The organism is Pseudomonas sp. GW822-FHT02D10 (assembly GCF_058802345.1).
The window spans coordinates 130,399-147,386 of record NZ_JBXAOB010000012.1 but is presented as its reverse complement, the minus strand read 5'-3'; the positions used below and the strand labels follow the sequence as shown (position 1 = coordinate 147,386).

The following is a 16,988-nucleotide window of genomic DNA, read 5'->3' as shown; positions in this document are numbered from 1 at the left end:
AATGGACGCTGCAAAATTCAGGCTTTTTTCAGCCAGTAGCGATAAACGCCAGCCTCGTCTTCTTCACGAAGCAGTGTATGACCGGCCAAACGGGCAAAGGTGCGAAAGTCGCGCTGCGAACCCGCATCGGTGGCGATGACCTTGAGTACCGCACCGCTGGCCAGGCGATTGAGTTCCAGCTTGGCCTTGAGCAACGGCAACGGACAGTTCAACCCGCTGGCGTCCAGTTCGGCGTCATGCTCTACAGCGTCAGTCATTGCTTCACTCCGGATAGGTAATCAAGTGGTCTAGAATATCTGGTCGTAACGCATGTGTCCGGCTACAGTAAGGCCTTTGTCGACTAAGGCTTTGTGCATGACTTTTCTGCGCCCCACCCTGCTGACGCTCGCTTGCCTGCTAGCCTCACCGGGCTTCGCCGACGACCTGCCGTCACTTGGCGATGCCAGTTCTGCCATCGTATCGCCACAGCAGGAATACCAGCTGGGCCGCGCCTGGCTGGCGCTGCTGCGCAGCCAGGTGTCACAGCTCAATGATCCACAGCTCAAGGATTACGTCGAGACCAGCGTCTACAAACTGGTGGAAACCAGTCAGGTCAACGACCGGCGCCTGGAGTTCATTCTGATCAACAGCCCGCAGCTCAACGCCTTCGCCGCACCTGGCGGGATTGTCGGCGTCAACGGCGGTCTGTTTCTGAATGCCCAGACCGAAGGCGAATATGCCTCAGTACTCGCCCACGAACTGGCTCACTTGTCGCAACGCCACTTCGCTCGCGGCGTCGAAGCCTCGCAACGCATGCAAGTCCCGATGATGGCCGCCCTGCTCGGCGGAATCATCGCCGCAGCGGCTGGCGCCGGAGATGCCGGTATCGCCGCCATCGCCAGCACCCAGGCAGCGGCCATTCAGGAACAACGGCGCTTCTCCCGGCAGAACGAACAGGAGGCCGACCGTGTCGGCATCCTCAACCTCGAGAAAGCCGGTTACGACCCGCGCTCGATGCCGACCATGTTCGAACGTCTGATGCGCCAGTACCGCTTCGATGCCAAACCGCCCGAATTCCTGCTGACTCACCCGGTCACCGAATCGCGGATCGCCGACACCCGCAACCGTGCCGAGCAGTCCAAGCCGGGCGGCAAGGAAGACAGCCTGACGTACCAATTGATTCGCGCGCGCGTCCAGTTGTTCTATGAAGACACGCCAGGTCTTGCCGCCAAACGTTTTCGCGCCCAGCTCGATGAAAACCCGAAAAGCGACGTGGCTCGTTATGGCCTGGCAATCGCCCAGATCAAGGGCAGCCAGTTCAACGACGCCCGCGAGAACCTCAAGACATTGCTGGCCAAGTCGCCCGACGAAATCATCTACAACCTGGCGCAAGTCGATCTGGACATCGCCAACAATCGCCTGCCAGACGCGCAGACGCGGGTCGACCGGATGCTCGCACAGTACCCGCGCAACTATCCGCTGAATCAAGTGCGGGTCGACTTGCTGCTCAAGCAGAACCGCCCGGCTGACGCCGAGAAAGCCCTTGAAGCCCTGCTCAAGACCCGCCCGAACGATCCGGACGTCTGGTACATGGTGGCCGAGACTCGTGGCCTGTCCGGCAACACCATTGGTCTGCATCAGGCCCGCGCCGAGTACTTCGCACTGATCGGCGACTACCGTCAGGCGATCCAGCAACTGGACTTCGCCAAACGCCGCGCCGGCACCAACTTCCCACTGTCGTCACGCATCGATGCGCGTCAACGGGAGCTGATGGAGCAAGAGCGCTTGATCAAGGACATGATGGGCTGACATTTCTTTGACCCATAAAAAAACGCCTCTTTCGAGGCGTTTTTTTATTCAGCGACTAATCGCTTTACTCGGCCAGTTTGAAGGTAATGAAGCTGGCACGGCCTTGACGCAAGACCCGCATCGACACCGAGCGGTTCTTCGGCAGTGCCTTGGCGATTTCCGTGAACTCCTTGGTCGAACCAATCGCCTGATTGTTCAAGTGAGTAATCACGTCGCCTGGCTGCAGGCCGATCAGGGCAGCAGGACCGTCCTGAACCTCCTTGATCACCACGCCGCCCTTGAGGTCGTAGGCTTTCTTCTGCTCTTCGCTCAATTCGACCACGGCTACGCCCAGTCGATTGCTGCTGCGCTCGACACCAGGCTTGGCCAGGGTATCGAGCTCTTTGCCTTCTTCCGGAATCGCGCCAACCGTCAGCTCGACGTTTTTATGCTTGCCGTCACGAATCACTGCAAGATTTGCTTTCTCACCCGCCTTGAGCGCGCCTACCAGATGCGGCAGATCCGCTGACATGACGATCGGCTGACCATTCATGCTCAGGATCACGTCACCGACCTGCAAACCACCTTTGGCGGCCGGGCCACCGTCCTGGATCTGAGCCACCAGCGCACCGGCCGGTTTCTCCAGACCGAAGGATTCGGCGAGATCCTTGTTCACTTCCTGAATGACCACACCCAACCAGCCGCGGCTGACTTTGCCGCCACTTTTCAGCTGATTGGAAACATCCATGGCGACATCGATCGGGATCGCGAACGACACCCCCATGAAACCACCGGAACGGGTGTAGATCTGCGAGTTGATCCCCACCACTTCGCCCGCCAGGTTGAACAGCGGACCACCGGAGTTACCCGGGTTGATCGGCACGTCAGTCTGGATGAACGGCACATAGTTTTCGTTCGGCAGGCTACGACCAATGGCGCTGACAATGCCCTGGGTCACGGTGTGGTCAAAACCAAACGGAGAACCGATGGCGACAACCCATTGTCCGGCTTTCAGGTCCTGGGATTTGCCCAGTTTCAGAACCGGAAGGTCTTTGCCATCGATCTTCAGCAGGGCCACGTCAGAGCGTGGGTCTGTGCCGATCAGTTTGGCCTTGAGTTCACTGCGATCAGCCAGGCGCACGAGGATTTCATCTGCGTCAGCGATCACATGGTTGTTGGTCAGGATGTAGCCATCCGACGAGATGATGAACCCCGAACCCAGGGACTGCGCTTCACGTTGGCGACCACCACGAGGCGAACGCTGCTGCGGCGGCATGCCACGCTCGAGAAACTCGCGCAGCGCCGGCGGCAAGCCTTCCAGGTCCGGCATATCCTGACTGGAGACCTTGCGATCCGGCAGTTTCTGCGTGGTACTGATGTTCACCACCGCAGGCGAGGCTTGCTCGACCAGCTGCGTGAAATCAGGCAGTTCGGCCGCCTGGGCACCGACCGCCTGACCGAGTACCAATACAGCGGCAAAAATGGAGAGGTAGGATTTCAAACGTGGTATCGACATACGGCTCCCGTTACGACGAGCATGGTTAAGCGATATGGAGCAAGGAATACCGGGAAACATACACCGGTACTTTTGTTCCGGGAACAACAAACAAGGCCAGAGCCGTGGGGCTCTGACCTATAGAAAATTTTCGGGGATTTTGCAAATTGAAATGCTCACCAAACATTTCGACATCTCAATTGTGGAATGGACAATTGCTGGCCCCTTCACAATCAACTCGTGCTCGATGAGTATCACTGGATCAACTCACTGCTTGGCCGCAGTGGCATCGGTACGCATAGAGAGCGCAACCCGCTCAGCGGTACCGATCGGAATCTCACCGACTACGGTGACCATCATCTCGCCATCCGGCGTTGTCAAACGCCGTGAGACCGCGACGGTCGGGCCTAACTGAGTACGTGTATCGGTAACCACTGCGCCATTGAGCGGCTCCAGGAATACCGAAAAACGCGCCAGACCATCATCATACATCAGGCTGCTGACCTGGACTTTGGTCTCCGGATCCTTGTGCGCGCTACTGCTGCTAAGTTCAAAGCCTGGTGGCAACCAGTCGGAATGCCATGCCTGAGCGGTTTTCACCGCTAATGCCTTGTCGCTGTCGAGCGCCACAGCCTTGCACTCGGAACTGGCTTGCAGATCACGCTCAGCCGGTGCGTCAGTATCCAACCGGGTAAACTGGAAACGCTCCAGCAACTGCCCCTTGTCATTCAACAGCAATGACTTCAACGGCAGACCGGTTTCGCGGTCAAGGTGCAATTCAAAACCATAACGATGCTGATCACGCGGCGTCAGTGAAACAATCACCGCCGGGCGCCCAGCCACACGCGACTTGCCGATGACGGCAAGGTCGTACCAATTCTTGAGCTTTTGTGGATCAAGTGCACGAGCAGAAGAGTCGGGAGTATCCCCCAGCCCCGCCACCAGGTTGCCGCTGACGCATTGAGTATGCCCATCAATGCGCACGACTTCCTGAGCAGAACCGTCGAGCTGAAGCAAACGCTCGCGGACTTTGCCATCCTGGACGCGATGCCAGATGTTGTGGGTAGAAAAACTACCGTTACGCTCGTAGACGAAAGTACCTTGGAAGCTTTGCTGTTGTTCGGCCTGACTCAGACGGGTCAACCAGTCTTGAGCCTCATCGGCATAGGCTGGAACAACAAACCAGCCAGTGAGCAACAGCGTAAGTAGAGGTATGGCGCGCATGATCCTCCTTAACGGTTTTCCAGGCTTGCCGCACGGGCATAAGGCAGAGCGCTTTCAGTGCCTTTTAGTGCAGCTTGTTGAGCATGTTGGCGCAAGTAGCCTGGCAGACGCTGATCGTGCCAGCCCGGCTGACCTTGCAATACGCCATTGGCCATAGGACCCGTGGCTTCCGAACTCTCATTGTAGCCTGCCAAAACGGCTGGACCTTTTACTTGAGGAACGGCCAGAGCCGGTTGAGTGGAGCGCTGGGCCAATTCGACACCAGCGATCTCATCCTGGTTGTACAGACGCACGCCAGCCAGAACAGCAAGGGTCACCGATGCGGCCACCGCCAGACGCCCCAGGCTACGCCATGGACCACGAGTGGCTTTTGCCGGTACGGCTTCGTCAGCCAGGGCAGCAGAAACGGCCGAAGCAATATCCAGACGCGGGATCAGCAGGTCCTTGTGCATGACTGCCCGAGCGACTTGGTAACGGGCCCAGGTCTCGCGGGTTTCAACATCGTCAAAGGCATTTAATACCCGACGTAATTCCAGTTCGTCCGCTTCGTTATCCATCACTGCGGACAGCGATTCCTGCAGGGCTTCACGACTCATGGCGGTTCCTCTCTTGGCTGTCGCCGCTGTCTCAGCTTTCCTGCAACAACGGCTGCAGGGCTTTATCGATGGCTTCCCGAGCGCGGAAAATCCGGGAGCGCACGGTACCCACCGGACACTGCATGACGCTCGCAATGTCCTCGTAACTCAGACCATCGAATTCACGTAAAGTTAAAGCCGTACGCAAATCTTCTGGCAGTTGCTGGATGGTTCGATGGACGGTGTCTTCGATCTCATCACGCAGCAATGCACGTTCAGGCGACTCGAGATCCTTGAGGCCATGATCGCCATCGTAGAACTCCGCATCTTCAGAACTGACATCGCTATCCGGCGGCCGACGACCGCGTGAAACCAGATAGTTTTTCGCCGTGTTAATGGCGATGCGGTAAAGCCACGTATAAAACGCGCTGTCGCCGCGAAAATTTCCAAGTGCACGGTAGGCCTTGATAAAGGCTTCTTGTGCGACATCCTGGGCTTCATGGGTGTCGTGCACGAAACGCACGATCAACCCGAGAATTTTGTGCTGGTATTTCAGCACTAGCAGATCGAAAGCGCGCTTGTCGCCGCGTTGAACGCGCTCGACCAGCTGCTGATCCTCTTCCTGGGTTAGCATGAACACTCCTCGATGAGCTCGGAGGAGGCTTGCATAACTAATCGATCAAGCTTGCAAACATAGACTCGGGCTTTTCGCAAAAGTTCTCCCCCTCCAAGCAAGTTTCCTGCGTGCTCTGATTTGGCACACACGAAAGACGCAGCACGGGCTGGGCCGGCTGCGCGAATAATCTTGTCGTCGAATCCACCCGCAATGACCAAAACACAAATCCTGCGTGAAACCGACGCTGTTCCTTGTTTCAGGCAACCTTCTATTGAGCTTGGACGCCCGGCAAAGTTCCCAACCTTTATAGTCGTGCGAAACGAATAATGTATGACCACGCGGCGAAAAATAGCGTTTCATCGGCGATCAGGCTGCCTTATCGTCGATCCGGCCGGTAAATCACCCTACACAGCCTCCTGCCTTTTCCGTCACAGTAGTTTCACATTGCCACGTAGGCCCGACTATTGTGCCGATCCACCCCTCTATATACTAGTACGCTGTGTGGCTGTCTCGACTCGCCGATTCAGGTGTCTTGCGCCAACCCCGACCCGGGTCGCTTTGAGCGGAATCCTGAAATGAGCCAACAGTTTCAACACGATGTTCTGGTGATTGGCAGCGGCGCTGCCGGTTTGAGTCTGGCACTGACTTTGCCCGATCATTTGCGCATTGCCGTACTGAGCAAAGGCAACCTCGCCAACGGTTCGACCTACTGGGCCCAGGGCGGCGTCGCTGCCGTGCTGGATGACACCGATACCGTCGAATCCCACGTCGATGACACCCTCAACGCTGGCGGCGGTCTGTGCCACGAAGACGCCGTACGCTTTACCGTCGAGCACAGCCGCGAAGCAATTCAATGGCTGATCGATCAGGGCGTACCGTTCACCCGTGACGAACAGTCCAGCCCTGAAGACGGCGGTTTCGAGTTTCACCTGACTCGCGAAGGCGGCCACAGCCATCGGCGCATCATTCATGCCGCCGATGCCACAGGCGCTGCGATTTTCAATACTTTGCTTGATCAAGCACGACAACGGCCGAACATTGAGCTGCTGGAGCAACGGGTTGCCGTTGATCTGATCACCGAAAAGCGCCTGGGCCTGGAAGGTGATCGCTGCCTTGGCGCCTACGTGCTCAATCGCAGCACCGGCGAAGTCGATACCTACGGCGCGCGTTTCGTGATCCTCGCCTCCGGCGGTGCCGCGAAAGTTTATCTCTACACCAGCAACCCCGACGGCGCTTGCGGCGATGGTATTGCCATGGCCTGGCGTTCGGGCTGCCGGGTGGCGAATCTGGAGTTCAACCAGTTCCACCCTACGTGCCTCTACCACCCGCAAGCCAAAAGCTTCCTGATTACCGAAGCCCTGCGCGGTGAAGGCGCACACTTGAAGCTGCCGAACGGCGAACGCTTCATGCAGCGTTTTGACCCGCGTGCCGAGCTGGCGCCACGAGACATCGTCGCCCGGGCCATCGACCATGAAATGAAGCGCCTGGGTATCGACTGCGTGTACCTGGACATCAGCCACAAGCCTGCAGCCTTCATCAAGTCGCACTTCCCGACGATGTACGAACGCTGCCTGGAATTCTCCATCGACATCACCCAGCAGCCGATCCCGGTGGTTCCGGCCGCGCACTACACCTGCGGTGGTGTCATGGTCGACCAACACGGCCGCACCGACGTGCCAAGCCTGTATGCCATTGGCGAAACCAGCTTCACCGGCCTGCACGGTGCCAACCGCATGGCCAGTAACTCGCTGCTGGAATGCTTCGTCTACGCCCGCTCGGCGGCGGCGGACATTCTTGAGCAGTTGCCGCACGTCGCGATTCCAAGCGCCCTGCCCGCCTGGGACGCCAGCCAGGTGACCGATTCCGACGAAGACGTGATCATTGCGCACAACTGGGATGAACTTCGGCGGTTCATGTGGGACTACGTAGGTATCGTGCGCACCAACAAGCGCCTGCAACGCGCGCAGCATCGTGTGCGCCTGCTACTGGACGAGATCGACGAGTTCTACAGTAACTACAAAGTCAGCCGGGATCTGATCGAACTGCGCAACCTGGCTCAGGTGGCCGAGCTGATGATTCGCTCAGCCATGGAGCGCAAGGAAAGCCGCGGCCTGCATTACACCCTCGATTACCCGAACATGCTGCCAGAGGCGCTGGACACTATTCTGGTGCCGCCCACCTACGCCGACTGAACTTGAGCCGGACCCGCAGGCGTCGGTGAACATCCGCCGCCTGCGCATCGCGCGGCACACAGATCGCCCGTACCCGCCGCTCGCCGCGCAAACGAAAACGCAACACGACGACCAACGGTAGCGCCAGGCTGTCTGGACGTAATTGCACTGTTTGCCAACCCGACAGCTGATTCCACAACTGCCAACCATCAGCGTCCCGACGCAAGCCGCGGAATGCCTGCGGGTGTGTCAGCAGAATCTGTCGCGGCAGCATCCAGATACCGTGAGCCACGCACAGCGCAACGCCGAGCAAACTGGCCCCTAACGGTATAGAGAGAAGAAACAGCGAACCCAGCGCGAACAGCTGGGCGAGAAGATAGGCCGCCAGCAATTGCCGTGAGGCATGCCAGCGGCACTCAAACGAGTTACTTGGGTTGGACACGGTCCAGAATCATGCGAACCATGCGCTGCAGCTCTGGATCTTCCGATTCGGCGCGTTCCATGAACCAGCCGAACATGTCCTGATCTTCGCATTCGAGCAGTTTGCGGTAGCACTCGCGATCGACATCGTTGAGGTGCGGATAGACCTCTTTGACAAACGGCACAAGCAACACATCAAGCTCGAGCATGCCGCGGCGGCTGTGCCAATAGAGGCGGTTCAGTTCAACATCTTCGACCATGGAGCGCTCCTCAAATAGAGCGCAAGTATACAGCCCCAATCCCTGTCGAACAGTCGGCTTTGGTCGGGCCCCCTCGAACCTTTGTGAACTACCCATTTCAAGGGCGCCCCCTTATGATGTCCTCCAGACTCTTTACCCTGCGATGACCCATGGCCGATTCTGCTTTTTTCTGCACCTTGTCCCATGAAGGCGTGCTCGCCGTTCGCGGCTCCGACGCCAGCAAGTTCCTTCAGGGACAATTGACCTGCAACCTCAATTACCTGAGCGACACCCAGGCCAGCCTCGGTGCTCGCTGCACCCAGAAAGGTCGCATGCAGTCGAGTTTTCGCATCCTGCTGGAAGGTGACGGTGTGCTGTTGGCGATGGCCAGCGAGCTGCTGGAGCCGCAACTGGCAGACCTGAAAAAGTACGCGGTGTTCTCCAAGTCAAAATTGACCGACGAAAGCGCCGCCTGGGTTCGCTTTGGCCTGAACGATGCCGATGCGGCGCTGGCCAGCCTTGGCCTCGATGCTCCCCAGGAAACCGACTCGGTAACGCGCAATAACGGTTTGATCGCCATTCGCGTTTCTCCCGGCCGTACCGAGCTATGGGCTGCTGCCGACCAGGCTGAAGCCTTGAACGAAAAGCTCTTGGCAACACTGGCGCAAGGCACGCTCAATCAGTGGCTGCTGGGGCAGATCCGCGCAGGTATTGGCCAGGTCATGCCGAGCACCCGCGAGCTGTTCATTCCGCAAATGCTCAACCTGCAAGCGGTGGGCGGTGTGAGTTTCAAGAAAGGTTGCTACACCGGCCAGGAAATCGTCGCGCGCATGCAGTACCTGGGCAAACTCAAACGCCGGTTGTATCGCCTGCAACTCGACGCCAGCGAACTGCCCGAGCCCGGCACCGCACTGTTTTCCCCAACCCACGGCAGTTCCATTGGTGAAGTGGTGATCGCCGCTCGCGCCGAACAGAGCATCGAGCTGTTGGCGGTGCTGCAAGCCGAAGCAGCAGACAGTGGCGACCTGCACCTTGGCGCCCTGGAGGGCCCGGCCCTGCACCTGCTCGACCTGCCTTACCCACTGGATCGTGATCGTGAGATCCAGCGTTAATTGCAGCATTTTTTTGCAATACCCTAGAGAAACTAAATGAGCGAGCTGGCGGAAAAGGTCCAACAGGATTTGGTTGAGGCCATCGATAACGATGATCTGGTTCTGCCAACGTTACCGGAAGTGGCCTTGCAGATTCGCAAGGCTGCCGAAGACCCGGAAATCAGCGTCGCCACCCTGAGCAAAGTCATTGGCCGCGACACGGCGCTGTCGGCGCGATTGATCAAGGTGGTCAACAGTCCGTTGCTGCGTGCGGCTCAGGAAGTGACCGACCTGCACACGGCAATCACCCGACTGGGCATCAATTACAGCAGCAACCTGGCCATCGGTCTGGTCATGGAACAGATTTTCCATGCCCGCTCCGAAGTGGTGGAACAGAAGATGCGCGAAGTCTGGCGCAAGAGTCTGGAAATCGCTGGCGTCAGCTATGCGCTGTGCCGCAGCCATACCCAATTGAAACCGGATCAGGCGGCCCTTGGCGGGCTGGTGCATCAGATCGGCGTGCTGCCGATTCTCACCTACGCCGAAGACCACTACGAGCTGCTGTCAGACCCGGTCAGCCTCAACCATGTGATCGAGCAGATTCATCCGTTGCTCGGTGACAAGCTGCTGCAGGTCTGGGAGTTTCCGGAAATGCTGGTGAAACTGCCGGGGCTGTATCTGGACTTCAAGCGCGAGTCCAGGCAGGTTGATTATGTCGACCTGGTGCAGATTGCCAGCCTGTATTGCCACAAGGACACCGATCATCCGCTGTCCAGAATCGATGTACTCGGCGTGCCGGCGTTCAAAAAACTGGGGATTGATCCAGAGAGCAACGCGGTGTGCAGCGATCTGGAAGAATCGCGCTCGATGTTCTACTGATCAAGAAACCGCAGCGCCCCCATCGCGAGCAGGCTCGCTCCCACAGGATTTCCGACACACAGGGGATCCAATGTGGGAGCGAGCTTGCTCGCGATAGCGCCAGAACAGGCACGACAAAATTACCCGGCGATAAAACTTACGCGAACCTTCAGCCCGCGCTGCGCGCCATCGTGCAGGCTGATCTGGGCCAGATGGGCGCGGCAGATTTCACCGACAATCGCCAGGCCCAGACCTGAACCCGCCACCTGCTGATTACGCCGGTAGAAGCGCTCGAACACCCGGTCGCGCTCCTCAAGAGGAATCCCCGGCCCATCATCCTCAACCTCAAGCACCGCTGGCGCACTGACGCGCAAGATCACGTTGCCGCCGGGGGGCGTATGGGCCAAGGCGTTATCCACCAGGTTGCTCAACAGTTCATTCAACAGCGTTGGCTCGCCCCGCAGCCACACTGGCTCGTCAGCCTCCAACGCCAAAGCAACGCCCCGCGCGTGGGCCAACGGCGCCATGGCCATGCCCAACTCACGAGCCAATTGACTCAGATCGAGCAACTGCGCCCCACCCTCGGCAATCGCCCGCGCACCGTTCTCGACGCGTGCAAGCGACAGCAATTGATTCGCCAAATGAGTCAGCCGATCAGTGCCTTGAGCAGCGCTCTCCAATGTGTTGCGCCAGGTGTCTGGCTCGCTCGCCCGCAACCCCAATTCCAGCCTTGCCTTGAGGGCCGCCAACGGCGTTCGCAACTCATGGGCCGCATCGGCGATGAACTGCGCCTGACGCTCGAACTGCCCACGCAAACGTTCGGTGAAGTGGTTAAGGGCGCGCACCAGCGGCCACAATTCGCGCTGCACTTCCACCAGCGGCAGAGGCCGAAGGTCATCCGATTGCCGCTCTTCCACCACCGTGCGCAAACGCTCCAGCGGGCGTAATGCCGCGCTCACCGCAAACCACACCAACAGCAACGCCCCCACCGCCAGCATGCCCAGACGCAGAAGGGTATCGGTCATCAGGCTGCGGGCCATGCGCACGCGCGCTTCATCGGTTTCCGCCACGCGAATTTCCGCCATGCCGTTCATGTTCGGCTCGGTTACCGGCTTGAGCAGGCTCACCACCCTCACATTCTGCCCTTGGTAAATGGCGTTATAGAACCGTGCCAGCGCTGGGTAGTCATCGGTTCGCGGCGTGCCGGGCGGTGGTCCGGGGAGGTTTTCGTAACCGGAAATCAGATGCTGATGGATGTCGTTGACCTGGTAGTAAATCCGCCCGGCACTGTCGTAGGCGAACGTGTCCAGCGCCACGTAAGGCACATCGGCGCTGAGGCTGCCGTCTCTCTGGGAAAGGCCGGCGGCGATGGTTCGCGCCGAGGCCAGCAAGGTTCGGTCATACGCCGTATCGGCCGCTTCGCGACCGTTCCAGTAGGCACTCAAACCGCTGGCGACCATCAACACCACCAGCAACAACGCGAGGTTCCACAGTAGCCGCCAGCGCAGACTGCCGGGCTTATGCATCGCGGCTTTCCAGCAGGTAACCGAGCCCCCTGAAGGTCACGATTGCCACCGCGTGGCCGTCGAGTTTTTTGCGCAAGCGGTGGACGTAGATTTCGATGGCGTCGGGGCTGGCCTCTTCGTCCAGGCCGAACACTTGCGAGGCCAGTTGCTCCTTACTCATCACTCGCCCAGGGCGTGCGATCAACGCTTCGAGCACCGCTTGTTCGCGGGAGGTCAGGGTCAGCAACTCATCGCCAAGGGTGAAGCGCCGGGTGTCCAGGTCATACACCAATACGCCACAGCGTTGCTGGCGTTCGCCACCCAACACGCTGCGGCGTAACAGGGCCTTGACCCGCGCTTCCAGCTCGGTCAGCTCAAAGGGTTTGGCCAGGTAGTCGTCGGCGCCAAGGTTGAGCCCGTGAACCCGATCCTTGACGTCGCTGCGGGCGGTCAGCATCAGCACCGGCAGGTTTTTTCCACGGCTGCGCAAACGCGCCAGCACCTCGAAACCGTCCATGCGCGGCAGACCGACATCAAGGATCGCTACCGCGTACTCCTCGCTGTTCAAGGCCAGGTCGGCGGCCACCCCATCGTGCAGCACATCGACGGTCAGGCCGGTGCTCTTGAGCGCTTGGGCAACACTTTCGGCCAACTGCAGATGGTCTTCGACGAGAAGAACACGCATGGATCTTTACCTCATTCGGGGATGGTCGACGCCATTCTTTGGCGCGGAGTTTACAGCCGCATCCGCCGCTGTGAAGCCCGAAAACCGTGAAAACCTGCTGAAAGGTTCGTGAAAGGTTGGATCGCTAGAGTCCAGTCAGGGACCGTCTCGACGGCCGTACACTGGCAGTCGATACCCGAAAAACGCCTCGAAGCGTTTTCGCCAATAAGAACAATAATTACGGAGATCCACATGAACCCATCACTGCGCAAATTCGCCCTGGCGGCCAGCTGCCTGCTGTTCGCCGGCCCACTGTTGGCCGACGTCGCCGGCGAACCCAAGCGCCCGGAATGCATCGCCCCGGCATCCCCTGGCGGTGGCTTCGACCTGACCTGCAAACTGGCGCAAAGCGCGCTGGTGAACGAAAAGCTGCTAAGCAAACCGATGCGCGTGACTTACATGCCCGGCGGTGTCGGCGCGGTGGCTTATAACGCCGTTGTTGCCCAGCGCCCTGCGGATGCCGGCACTCTGGTGGCCTGGTCCAGCGGCTCGCTGCTGAACCTGGCCCAAGGCAAATTCGGGCGCTTCGATGAAAGCGCCGTGCGCTGGCTGGCGGCGGTTGGCACCAGCTACGGCGCCATCGCGGTGAAAAGCGATTCGCCCTACAAGAACCTCGACGATCTGGTTCAGGCGTTGAAGAAAGACCCGAGCAAAGTGGTGATCGGTTCCGGCGGCACGGTTGGCAGCCAGGACTGGATGCAAACCGCATTGATCGCCAAGGCCGCCGGGATCAATCCGCGCGACCTGCGTTACGTCGCCCTCGAAGGCGGCGGCGAAATCGCCACAGCCTTGCTGGGTGGCCACATCCAGGTCGGCAGCACCGACATCTCCGACTCCATGCCGCACATTCAGAGCGGTGACATGCGCCTGCTGGCCGTGTTCGCCAACGAGCGTCTGGACGAGCCGGAAATGAAGGACATTCCGACCGCCAAAGAGCAAGGCTACGACATCGTCTGGCCAGTGGTTCGCGGTTTCTACCTCGGGCCAAAAGTCAGCGACGCGGAATACGCCTGGTGGAAAAACGCCTTCGACAAACTGCTGGCGTCGGAAGAGTTCGCCAAGCTGCGCAATCAGCGTGCACTGTTCCCGTTCGCCATGACCGGCCCAGAGCTGGACACCTACGTGAAGAAGCAGGTAGCGGACTACAAACTGCTGGCCAAAGAGTTCGGCCTGATTCAGTAATCGCCTCTGTCTCACGGCCAGCCCCTGCGCCTCAAGGGGCTGGCCCAGGAGTTTGTCATGCTCTTACAACGCATTTTTGCCTCGGCGCTGTTGCTGGTCTGCATTGGCCTGGCACTGATGGCCTGGCCCTATCAGGCGGCTTTTTCCTATGAACCCGTCGGCCCAAGAGCCTTCCCGTTGTTGATGCTCGGTTTGATGAGCGTGGCACTGCTGTACATGGTGTTTCGCCCTGCGCCGATCAAACACAGCGAAGACGAGCCACCACTGGACCGTGAAACCCTGACCAAGATCGGTATCTGTGTCGTTCTGTTGCTGGTATTCGCAGGCACCTTCGAACCACTGGGTTTCATTGTTTCCAGCATCCTCATCGGCGTACCGATGGCCCGTTTGTATGGTGGCCGCTGGTTGCCCAGCGTGGTGATCACCAGCTTGATGAGCGTCAGTCTGTACGTGCTGTTCGACCGGTTGATGGACGTGCCACTGCCGTTGGGTCTGCTCGACGTTCTGGAGAACTGATATGGATACCCTTAACTACCTCGGCCAGGGTTTCGGCGTCGCATTGACCCCTTACAACCTGGTCACCGCGTTGTGCGGCACCCTGATCGGCACAGTGGTCGGCCTATTGCCGGGCTTGGGGCCGATCAACGGCGTGGCGTTGTTGATCCCGATCGCTTTCGCCCTCGGCCTGCCACCGGAGTCCGCATTGATCCTGTTGGCGGCGGTGTACCTGGGCTGCGAGTACGGCGGGCGGATCAGCTCGATTCTGCTGAACATCCCGGGCGAAGCATCCACGGTCATGACCACCCTCGACGGCTACCCGATGGCTCGCCAGGGCATGGCCGGGGTGGCGCTGTCGTTGTCGGCCTGGAGCTCGTTCATCGGTGCGTTCATCGCCACCTGCGGCATGGTGCTGTTCGCCCCGCTGCTGGCGAAATGGGCCATCGCCTTCGGCCCGGCGGAGTACTTCGTGCTGATGGTCTTCGCCATTGTCTGCCTCGGTGGCATGGCCGGTGATCGACCGCTGAAAACCTTTATCGCCGCGCTGATCGGGTTGTTTCTGTCGTGCGTCGGGATCGATGCCAACAGCGGTGTCTACCGTTTTACCGGAGACAACATCCACCTCACTGACGGCATACAGTTCGTGGTGTTGGTGCTGGGCCTGTTCTCCATCAGTGAAATCCTGTTGCTGCTGGAAAAAACCCATCACGGTCAGGAAGCCGTGAAAGCCACCGGGCGCATGATGTTCAACTTCAAAGAAGCCGCCTCGGTGTTCGTGGTGAATATTCGTTGCGGCGTTCTCGGGTTCATCATGGGCGTATTGCCAGGTGCCGGCGCGACACTGGCCAGTGCCGTTGCCTACATGACCGAGAAACGTATCGCTGGCGCCAGCGGCACCTTCGGCCAGGGCGACAAACGTGGCCTCGCGGCACCGGAAACCGCCATCGGCGGTGCAGCCTGCGGCGCGCTGGTACCGATGCTGACCCTCGGCGTACCGGGTTCGGGCACCACGGCGGTGATGATCGGCGCACTGTCGCTGTACAACATCACTCCGGGGCCACTGTTGTTCCAACAGCAACCGGACATCGTCTGGGGCCTGATCGCTTCGTTGTTCGTCGCCAACGTCATGCTGGTGATCCTCAATATCCCGATGATCCGCATCTTTACCCGCATTCTCGCGGTGCCGAACTGGGCGCTGGTGCCGGTGATCGCGATCATTACCGGGATCGGTGTTTACGCCGTGCACGCGACGACCTTCGACCTGTTCCTGATGATCGGCATCGGTATCTTCGGCTACATCCTGCGCAAGCTCGATTTCCCGTTGTCGCCGGTCCTGCTGGGTTTCATCCTCGGCGGGTTGATGGAACAGAACCTGCGTCGCGCACTGTCGATTTCCAATGGTGCACTGGAAATCCTCTGGTCGAGCCCCATCACCTTCGGTTGCTGGGTACTGACTGCAATCATGTTGCTGATGCCGATCCTGCGCATCTGGCGCAAACGCTCCATGGCGCGGCGTGCAATCGCCGATGTCTGATCGGCCTTTCAAAAGCTGGTGGGGAACACCGCTGGTCGGCCTGCTGGGTGGTTATCTCGCCAGCCAGATCGGCTGGCCGCTGCCGTGGATGGTCGGCTCGTTGCTGGCGATCATCCTGGTGCGCTGCCTGACACCCTGGCAACTGGCAGAGATCCCTGGCGGGCGTAAATGCGGCCAGTGGATCGTGGGCATCGGCATTGGTCTGCACTTCACCCCGGTGGTGATCGAGCAGGTCATGAGCCACTTTGGCCTGATCTTCTTCGGCGCACTGGTCACCAGCCTGTCGGCAGTGGTCGGAGTCTGGTTGCTGCGGCGCACCGGCGAAGATCGCGCCACCGCATTTTTCTCCAGCATGCCGGGCGGTTCCGGTGAAATGGTCAACCTCGGTGCACGCAATGGCGCCGTGCTCAGCCGGGTTGCGGCAGGGCAAAGTCTTCGGGTGCTGGTGGTGGTGCTTTGCGTGCCGGCAGCGTTCAAATACCTGCTCGGCGAAGGTGTTCCTTTACAGCATCCTGCGAGCGTCGATTGGCGTTGGCTGGCGCTGCTGTTCCCGGCGGGCGCCCTGCTCGCCTGGATCTGGCAACGTTTGCGGCAACCCAACCCCTGGCTGTTCGGCCCCTTGCTGGTGAGCGCGGCGGTGAGCATTGGCTGGGATTTGCATATCGGCCTGCCCCATGGCGGCAGTCAGATCGGCCAATGGCTGATCGGCAGTGGCCTGGGCTGTCACTTCAATCGGCAGTTCTTTCGTCGCGCACCGTCGTTCATGGGCCGGACCCTGATCGGAACGGCGCTGACCATGCTGATCGCTACACTGGCGGCGCTGGGGCTGAGTGCGCTGACCCAACTGGACCTGCGTTCACTGACCCTGGGCATGATGCCGGGTGGCATTGCGGAAATGAGCCTGACCGCTGAAACCTTGCAACTCTCGGTGCCTTTGGTCACAGCGATGCAGGTGATGCGGTTGTTGTTTGTGCTGTTTCTGGCGGAGCCGTTGTTCAGGTATTGGAACCGGTTACCGGATACCGTCTGATAGACCGAGGTGCCCCCATCGCGAGCAAGCTCGCTCCCACAGGATTTCCGACACGCAAG

The 16,988-nt window shown here is 59.5% G+C and carries 17 protein-coding genes; 8 read left to right on the top strand and 9 right to left on the bottom strand.

Annotated elements, in window-relative coordinates; all coding sequences use genetic code 11:
- Nucleotides 1-17: 17 nt before the first annotated feature.
- On the bottom strand, nucleotides 18-257 hold the full coding sequence (locus AC1RPZ_RS19645; protein ID WP_071551439.1) for a sulfurtransferase TusA family protein: 240 nt from the start codon (nucleotides 255-257) through the stop codon (nucleotides 18-20).
- 97 nt (nucleotides 258-354) lie between these two features.
- Here AC1RPZ_RS19645 and AC1RPZ_RS19640 point away from each other — a divergent pair, with 97 nt between their 5' ends.
- Nucleotides 355-1,788, top strand: a complete 1,434-nt coding sequence (locus AC1RPZ_RS19640; protein ID WP_493138583.1) for a M48 family metalloprotease — start codon at nucleotides 355-357, stop codon at nucleotides 1,786-1,788.
- Nucleotides 1,789-1,852: 64 nt separating this feature from the next.
- Here the strand turns inward: AC1RPZ_RS19640 and AC1RPZ_RS19635 are convergent, their stop codons facing one another.
- The 4 genes from AC1RPZ_RS19635 to rpoE all read right to left on the bottom strand — a co-directional run bounded on the left by AC1RPZ_RS19635 (nucleotide 1,853) and on the right by rpoE (nucleotide 5,695).
- The gene (locus AC1RPZ_RS19635; protein WP_493138581.1) at nucleotides 1,853-3,283 is read right to left on the bottom strand and encodes a DegQ family serine endoprotease; all 1,431 of its coding nucleotides are present in this window, start codon (nucleotides 3,281-3,283) and stop codon (nucleotides 1,853-1,855) included.
- 246 nt (nucleotides 3,284-3,529) lie between these two features.
- Nucleotides 3,530-4,486: a MucB/RseB C-terminal domain-containing protein gene (locus tag AC1RPZ_RS19630; protein WP_493138579.1), complete on the bottom strand. Its 957-nt coding sequence runs from the start codon at nucleotides 4,484-4,486 to the stop codon at nucleotides 3,530-3,532.
- An 8-nt stretch (nucleotides 4,487-4,494) separates the two neighbouring features.
- Entirely contained in the window at nucleotides 4,495-5,082 is a 588-nt protein-coding gene (locus AC1RPZ_RS19625) for a sigma-E factor negative regulatory protein (RefSeq protein WP_493138578.1), read from the bottom strand.
- Between the two features lie 31 nt (nucleotides 5,083-5,113).
- Nucleotides 5,114-5,695 (bottom strand): RNA polymerase sigma factor RpoE/AlgU, encoded by a 582-nt coding sequence (gene rpoE / locus AC1RPZ_RS19620; RefSeq protein ID WP_493138577.1) that lies wholly within the window; start codon nucleotides 5,693-5,695, stop codon nucleotides 5,114-5,116.
- Nucleotides 5,696-6,252: 557 nt separating this feature from the next.
- On the opposite strand from rpoE, the gene nadB reads away from it, so the two are divergent.
- Nucleotides 6,253-7,869, top strand: coding sequence for an L-aspartate oxidase (gene nadB, locus AC1RPZ_RS19615; protein ID WP_493138575.1), 1,617 nt, complete (start codon nucleotides 6,253-6,255; stop codon nucleotides 7,867-7,869).
- On the opposite strand, the gene AC1RPZ_RS19610 is transcribed toward nadB, so the two are convergent.
- Together AC1RPZ_RS19610 and AC1RPZ_RS19605 are read right to left on the bottom strand one after the other, a co-directional pair.
- Nucleotides 7,838-8,290, bottom strand: a complete 453-nt coding sequence (locus AC1RPZ_RS19610) for a protein YgfX (protein WP_493138573.1) — start codon at nucleotides 8,288-8,290, stop codon at nucleotides 7,838-7,840. The genes nadB and AC1RPZ_RS19610 overlap by 32 nt on opposite strands.
- Nucleotides 8,274-8,528 carry an FAD assembly factor SdhE gene (locus AC1RPZ_RS19605; protein WP_019692540.1) on the bottom strand — a complete coding sequence of 85 codons (255 nt, stop codon included), beginning with the start codon at nucleotides 8,526-8,528 and terminating at the stop codon, nucleotides 8,274-8,276. The genes AC1RPZ_RS19610 and AC1RPZ_RS19605 overlap by 17 nt, the downstream gene beginning before the upstream one ends.
- A gap of 149 nt (nucleotides 8,529-8,677) precedes the next feature.
- On the opposite strand from AC1RPZ_RS19605, the gene ygfZ reads away from it, so the two are divergent.
- Both ygfZ and AC1RPZ_RS19595 read left to right on the top strand, forming a co-directional pair.
- Complete coding sequence (gene ygfZ, locus AC1RPZ_RS19600; protein ID WP_493138572.1) at nucleotides 8,678-9,619, top strand: CAF17-like 4Fe-4S cluster assembly/insertion protein YgfZ; 942 nt, start codon at nucleotides 8,678-8,680, stop codon at nucleotides 9,617-9,619.
- 36 nt (nucleotides 9,620-9,655) lie between these two features.
- Nucleotides 9,656-10,477 (top strand): HDOD domain-containing protein, encoded by an 822-nt coding sequence (locus tag AC1RPZ_RS19595; RefSeq protein WP_493138571.1) that lies wholly within the window; start codon nucleotides 9,656-9,658, stop codon nucleotides 10,475-10,477.
- A gap of 119 nt (nucleotides 10,478-10,596) precedes the next feature.
- Here the strand turns inward: AC1RPZ_RS19595 and AC1RPZ_RS19590 are convergent, their stop codons facing one another.
- Together AC1RPZ_RS19590 and AC1RPZ_RS19585 are read right to left on the bottom strand one after the other, a co-directional pair.
- Entirely contained in the window at nucleotides 10,597-11,982 is a 1,386-nt protein-coding gene (locus AC1RPZ_RS19590) for a sensor histidine kinase (protein WP_493138570.1), read from the bottom strand.
- Complete coding sequence (locus AC1RPZ_RS19585; protein ID WP_493138569.1) at nucleotides 11,975-12,646, bottom strand: response regulator; 672 nt, start codon at nucleotides 12,644-12,646, stop codon at nucleotides 11,975-11,977. Before AC1RPZ_RS19585 ends, AC1RPZ_RS19590 begins: the two co-directional genes overlap by 8 nt.
- A 231-nt stretch (nucleotides 12,647-12,877) precedes the next feature.
- On the opposite strand from AC1RPZ_RS19585, the gene AC1RPZ_RS19580 reads away from it, so the two are divergent.
- The 4 genes from AC1RPZ_RS19580 to AC1RPZ_RS19565 are packed head-to-tail and all read left to right on the top strand — an operon-like array spanning nucleotide 12,878 to nucleotide 16,929.
- Nucleotides 12,878-13,867 (top strand): Bug family tripartite tricarboxylate transporter substrate binding protein, encoded by a 990-nt coding sequence (locus tag AC1RPZ_RS19580; protein WP_493138568.1) that lies wholly within the window; start codon nucleotides 12,878-12,880, stop codon nucleotides 13,865-13,867.
- 57 nt (nucleotides 13,868-13,924) lie between these two features.
- A complete protein-coding gene (locus AC1RPZ_RS19575; protein WP_493138567.1) occupies nucleotides 13,925-14,383 on the top strand; it encodes a tripartite tricarboxylate transporter TctB family protein in 459 nt (152 codons plus the stop codon).
- 1 nt (nucleotide 14,384) lies between these two features.
- Nucleotides 14,385-15,899 carry a tripartite tricarboxylate transporter permease gene (locus AC1RPZ_RS19570; RefSeq protein ID WP_493138566.1) on the top strand — a complete coding sequence of 505 codons (1,515 nt, stop codon included), beginning with the start codon at nucleotides 14,385-14,387 and terminating at the stop codon, nucleotides 15,897-15,899.
- On the top strand, nucleotides 15,892-16,929 hold the full coding sequence (locus tag AC1RPZ_RS19565; RefSeq protein ID WP_493138565.1) for an AbrB family transcriptional regulator: 1,038 nt from the start codon (nucleotides 15,892-15,894) through the stop codon (nucleotides 16,927-16,929). The genes AC1RPZ_RS19570 and AC1RPZ_RS19565 overlap by 8 nt, the downstream gene beginning before the upstream one ends.
- The last annotated feature ends 59 nt before the right edge of the window (nucleotides 16,930-16,988 follow it).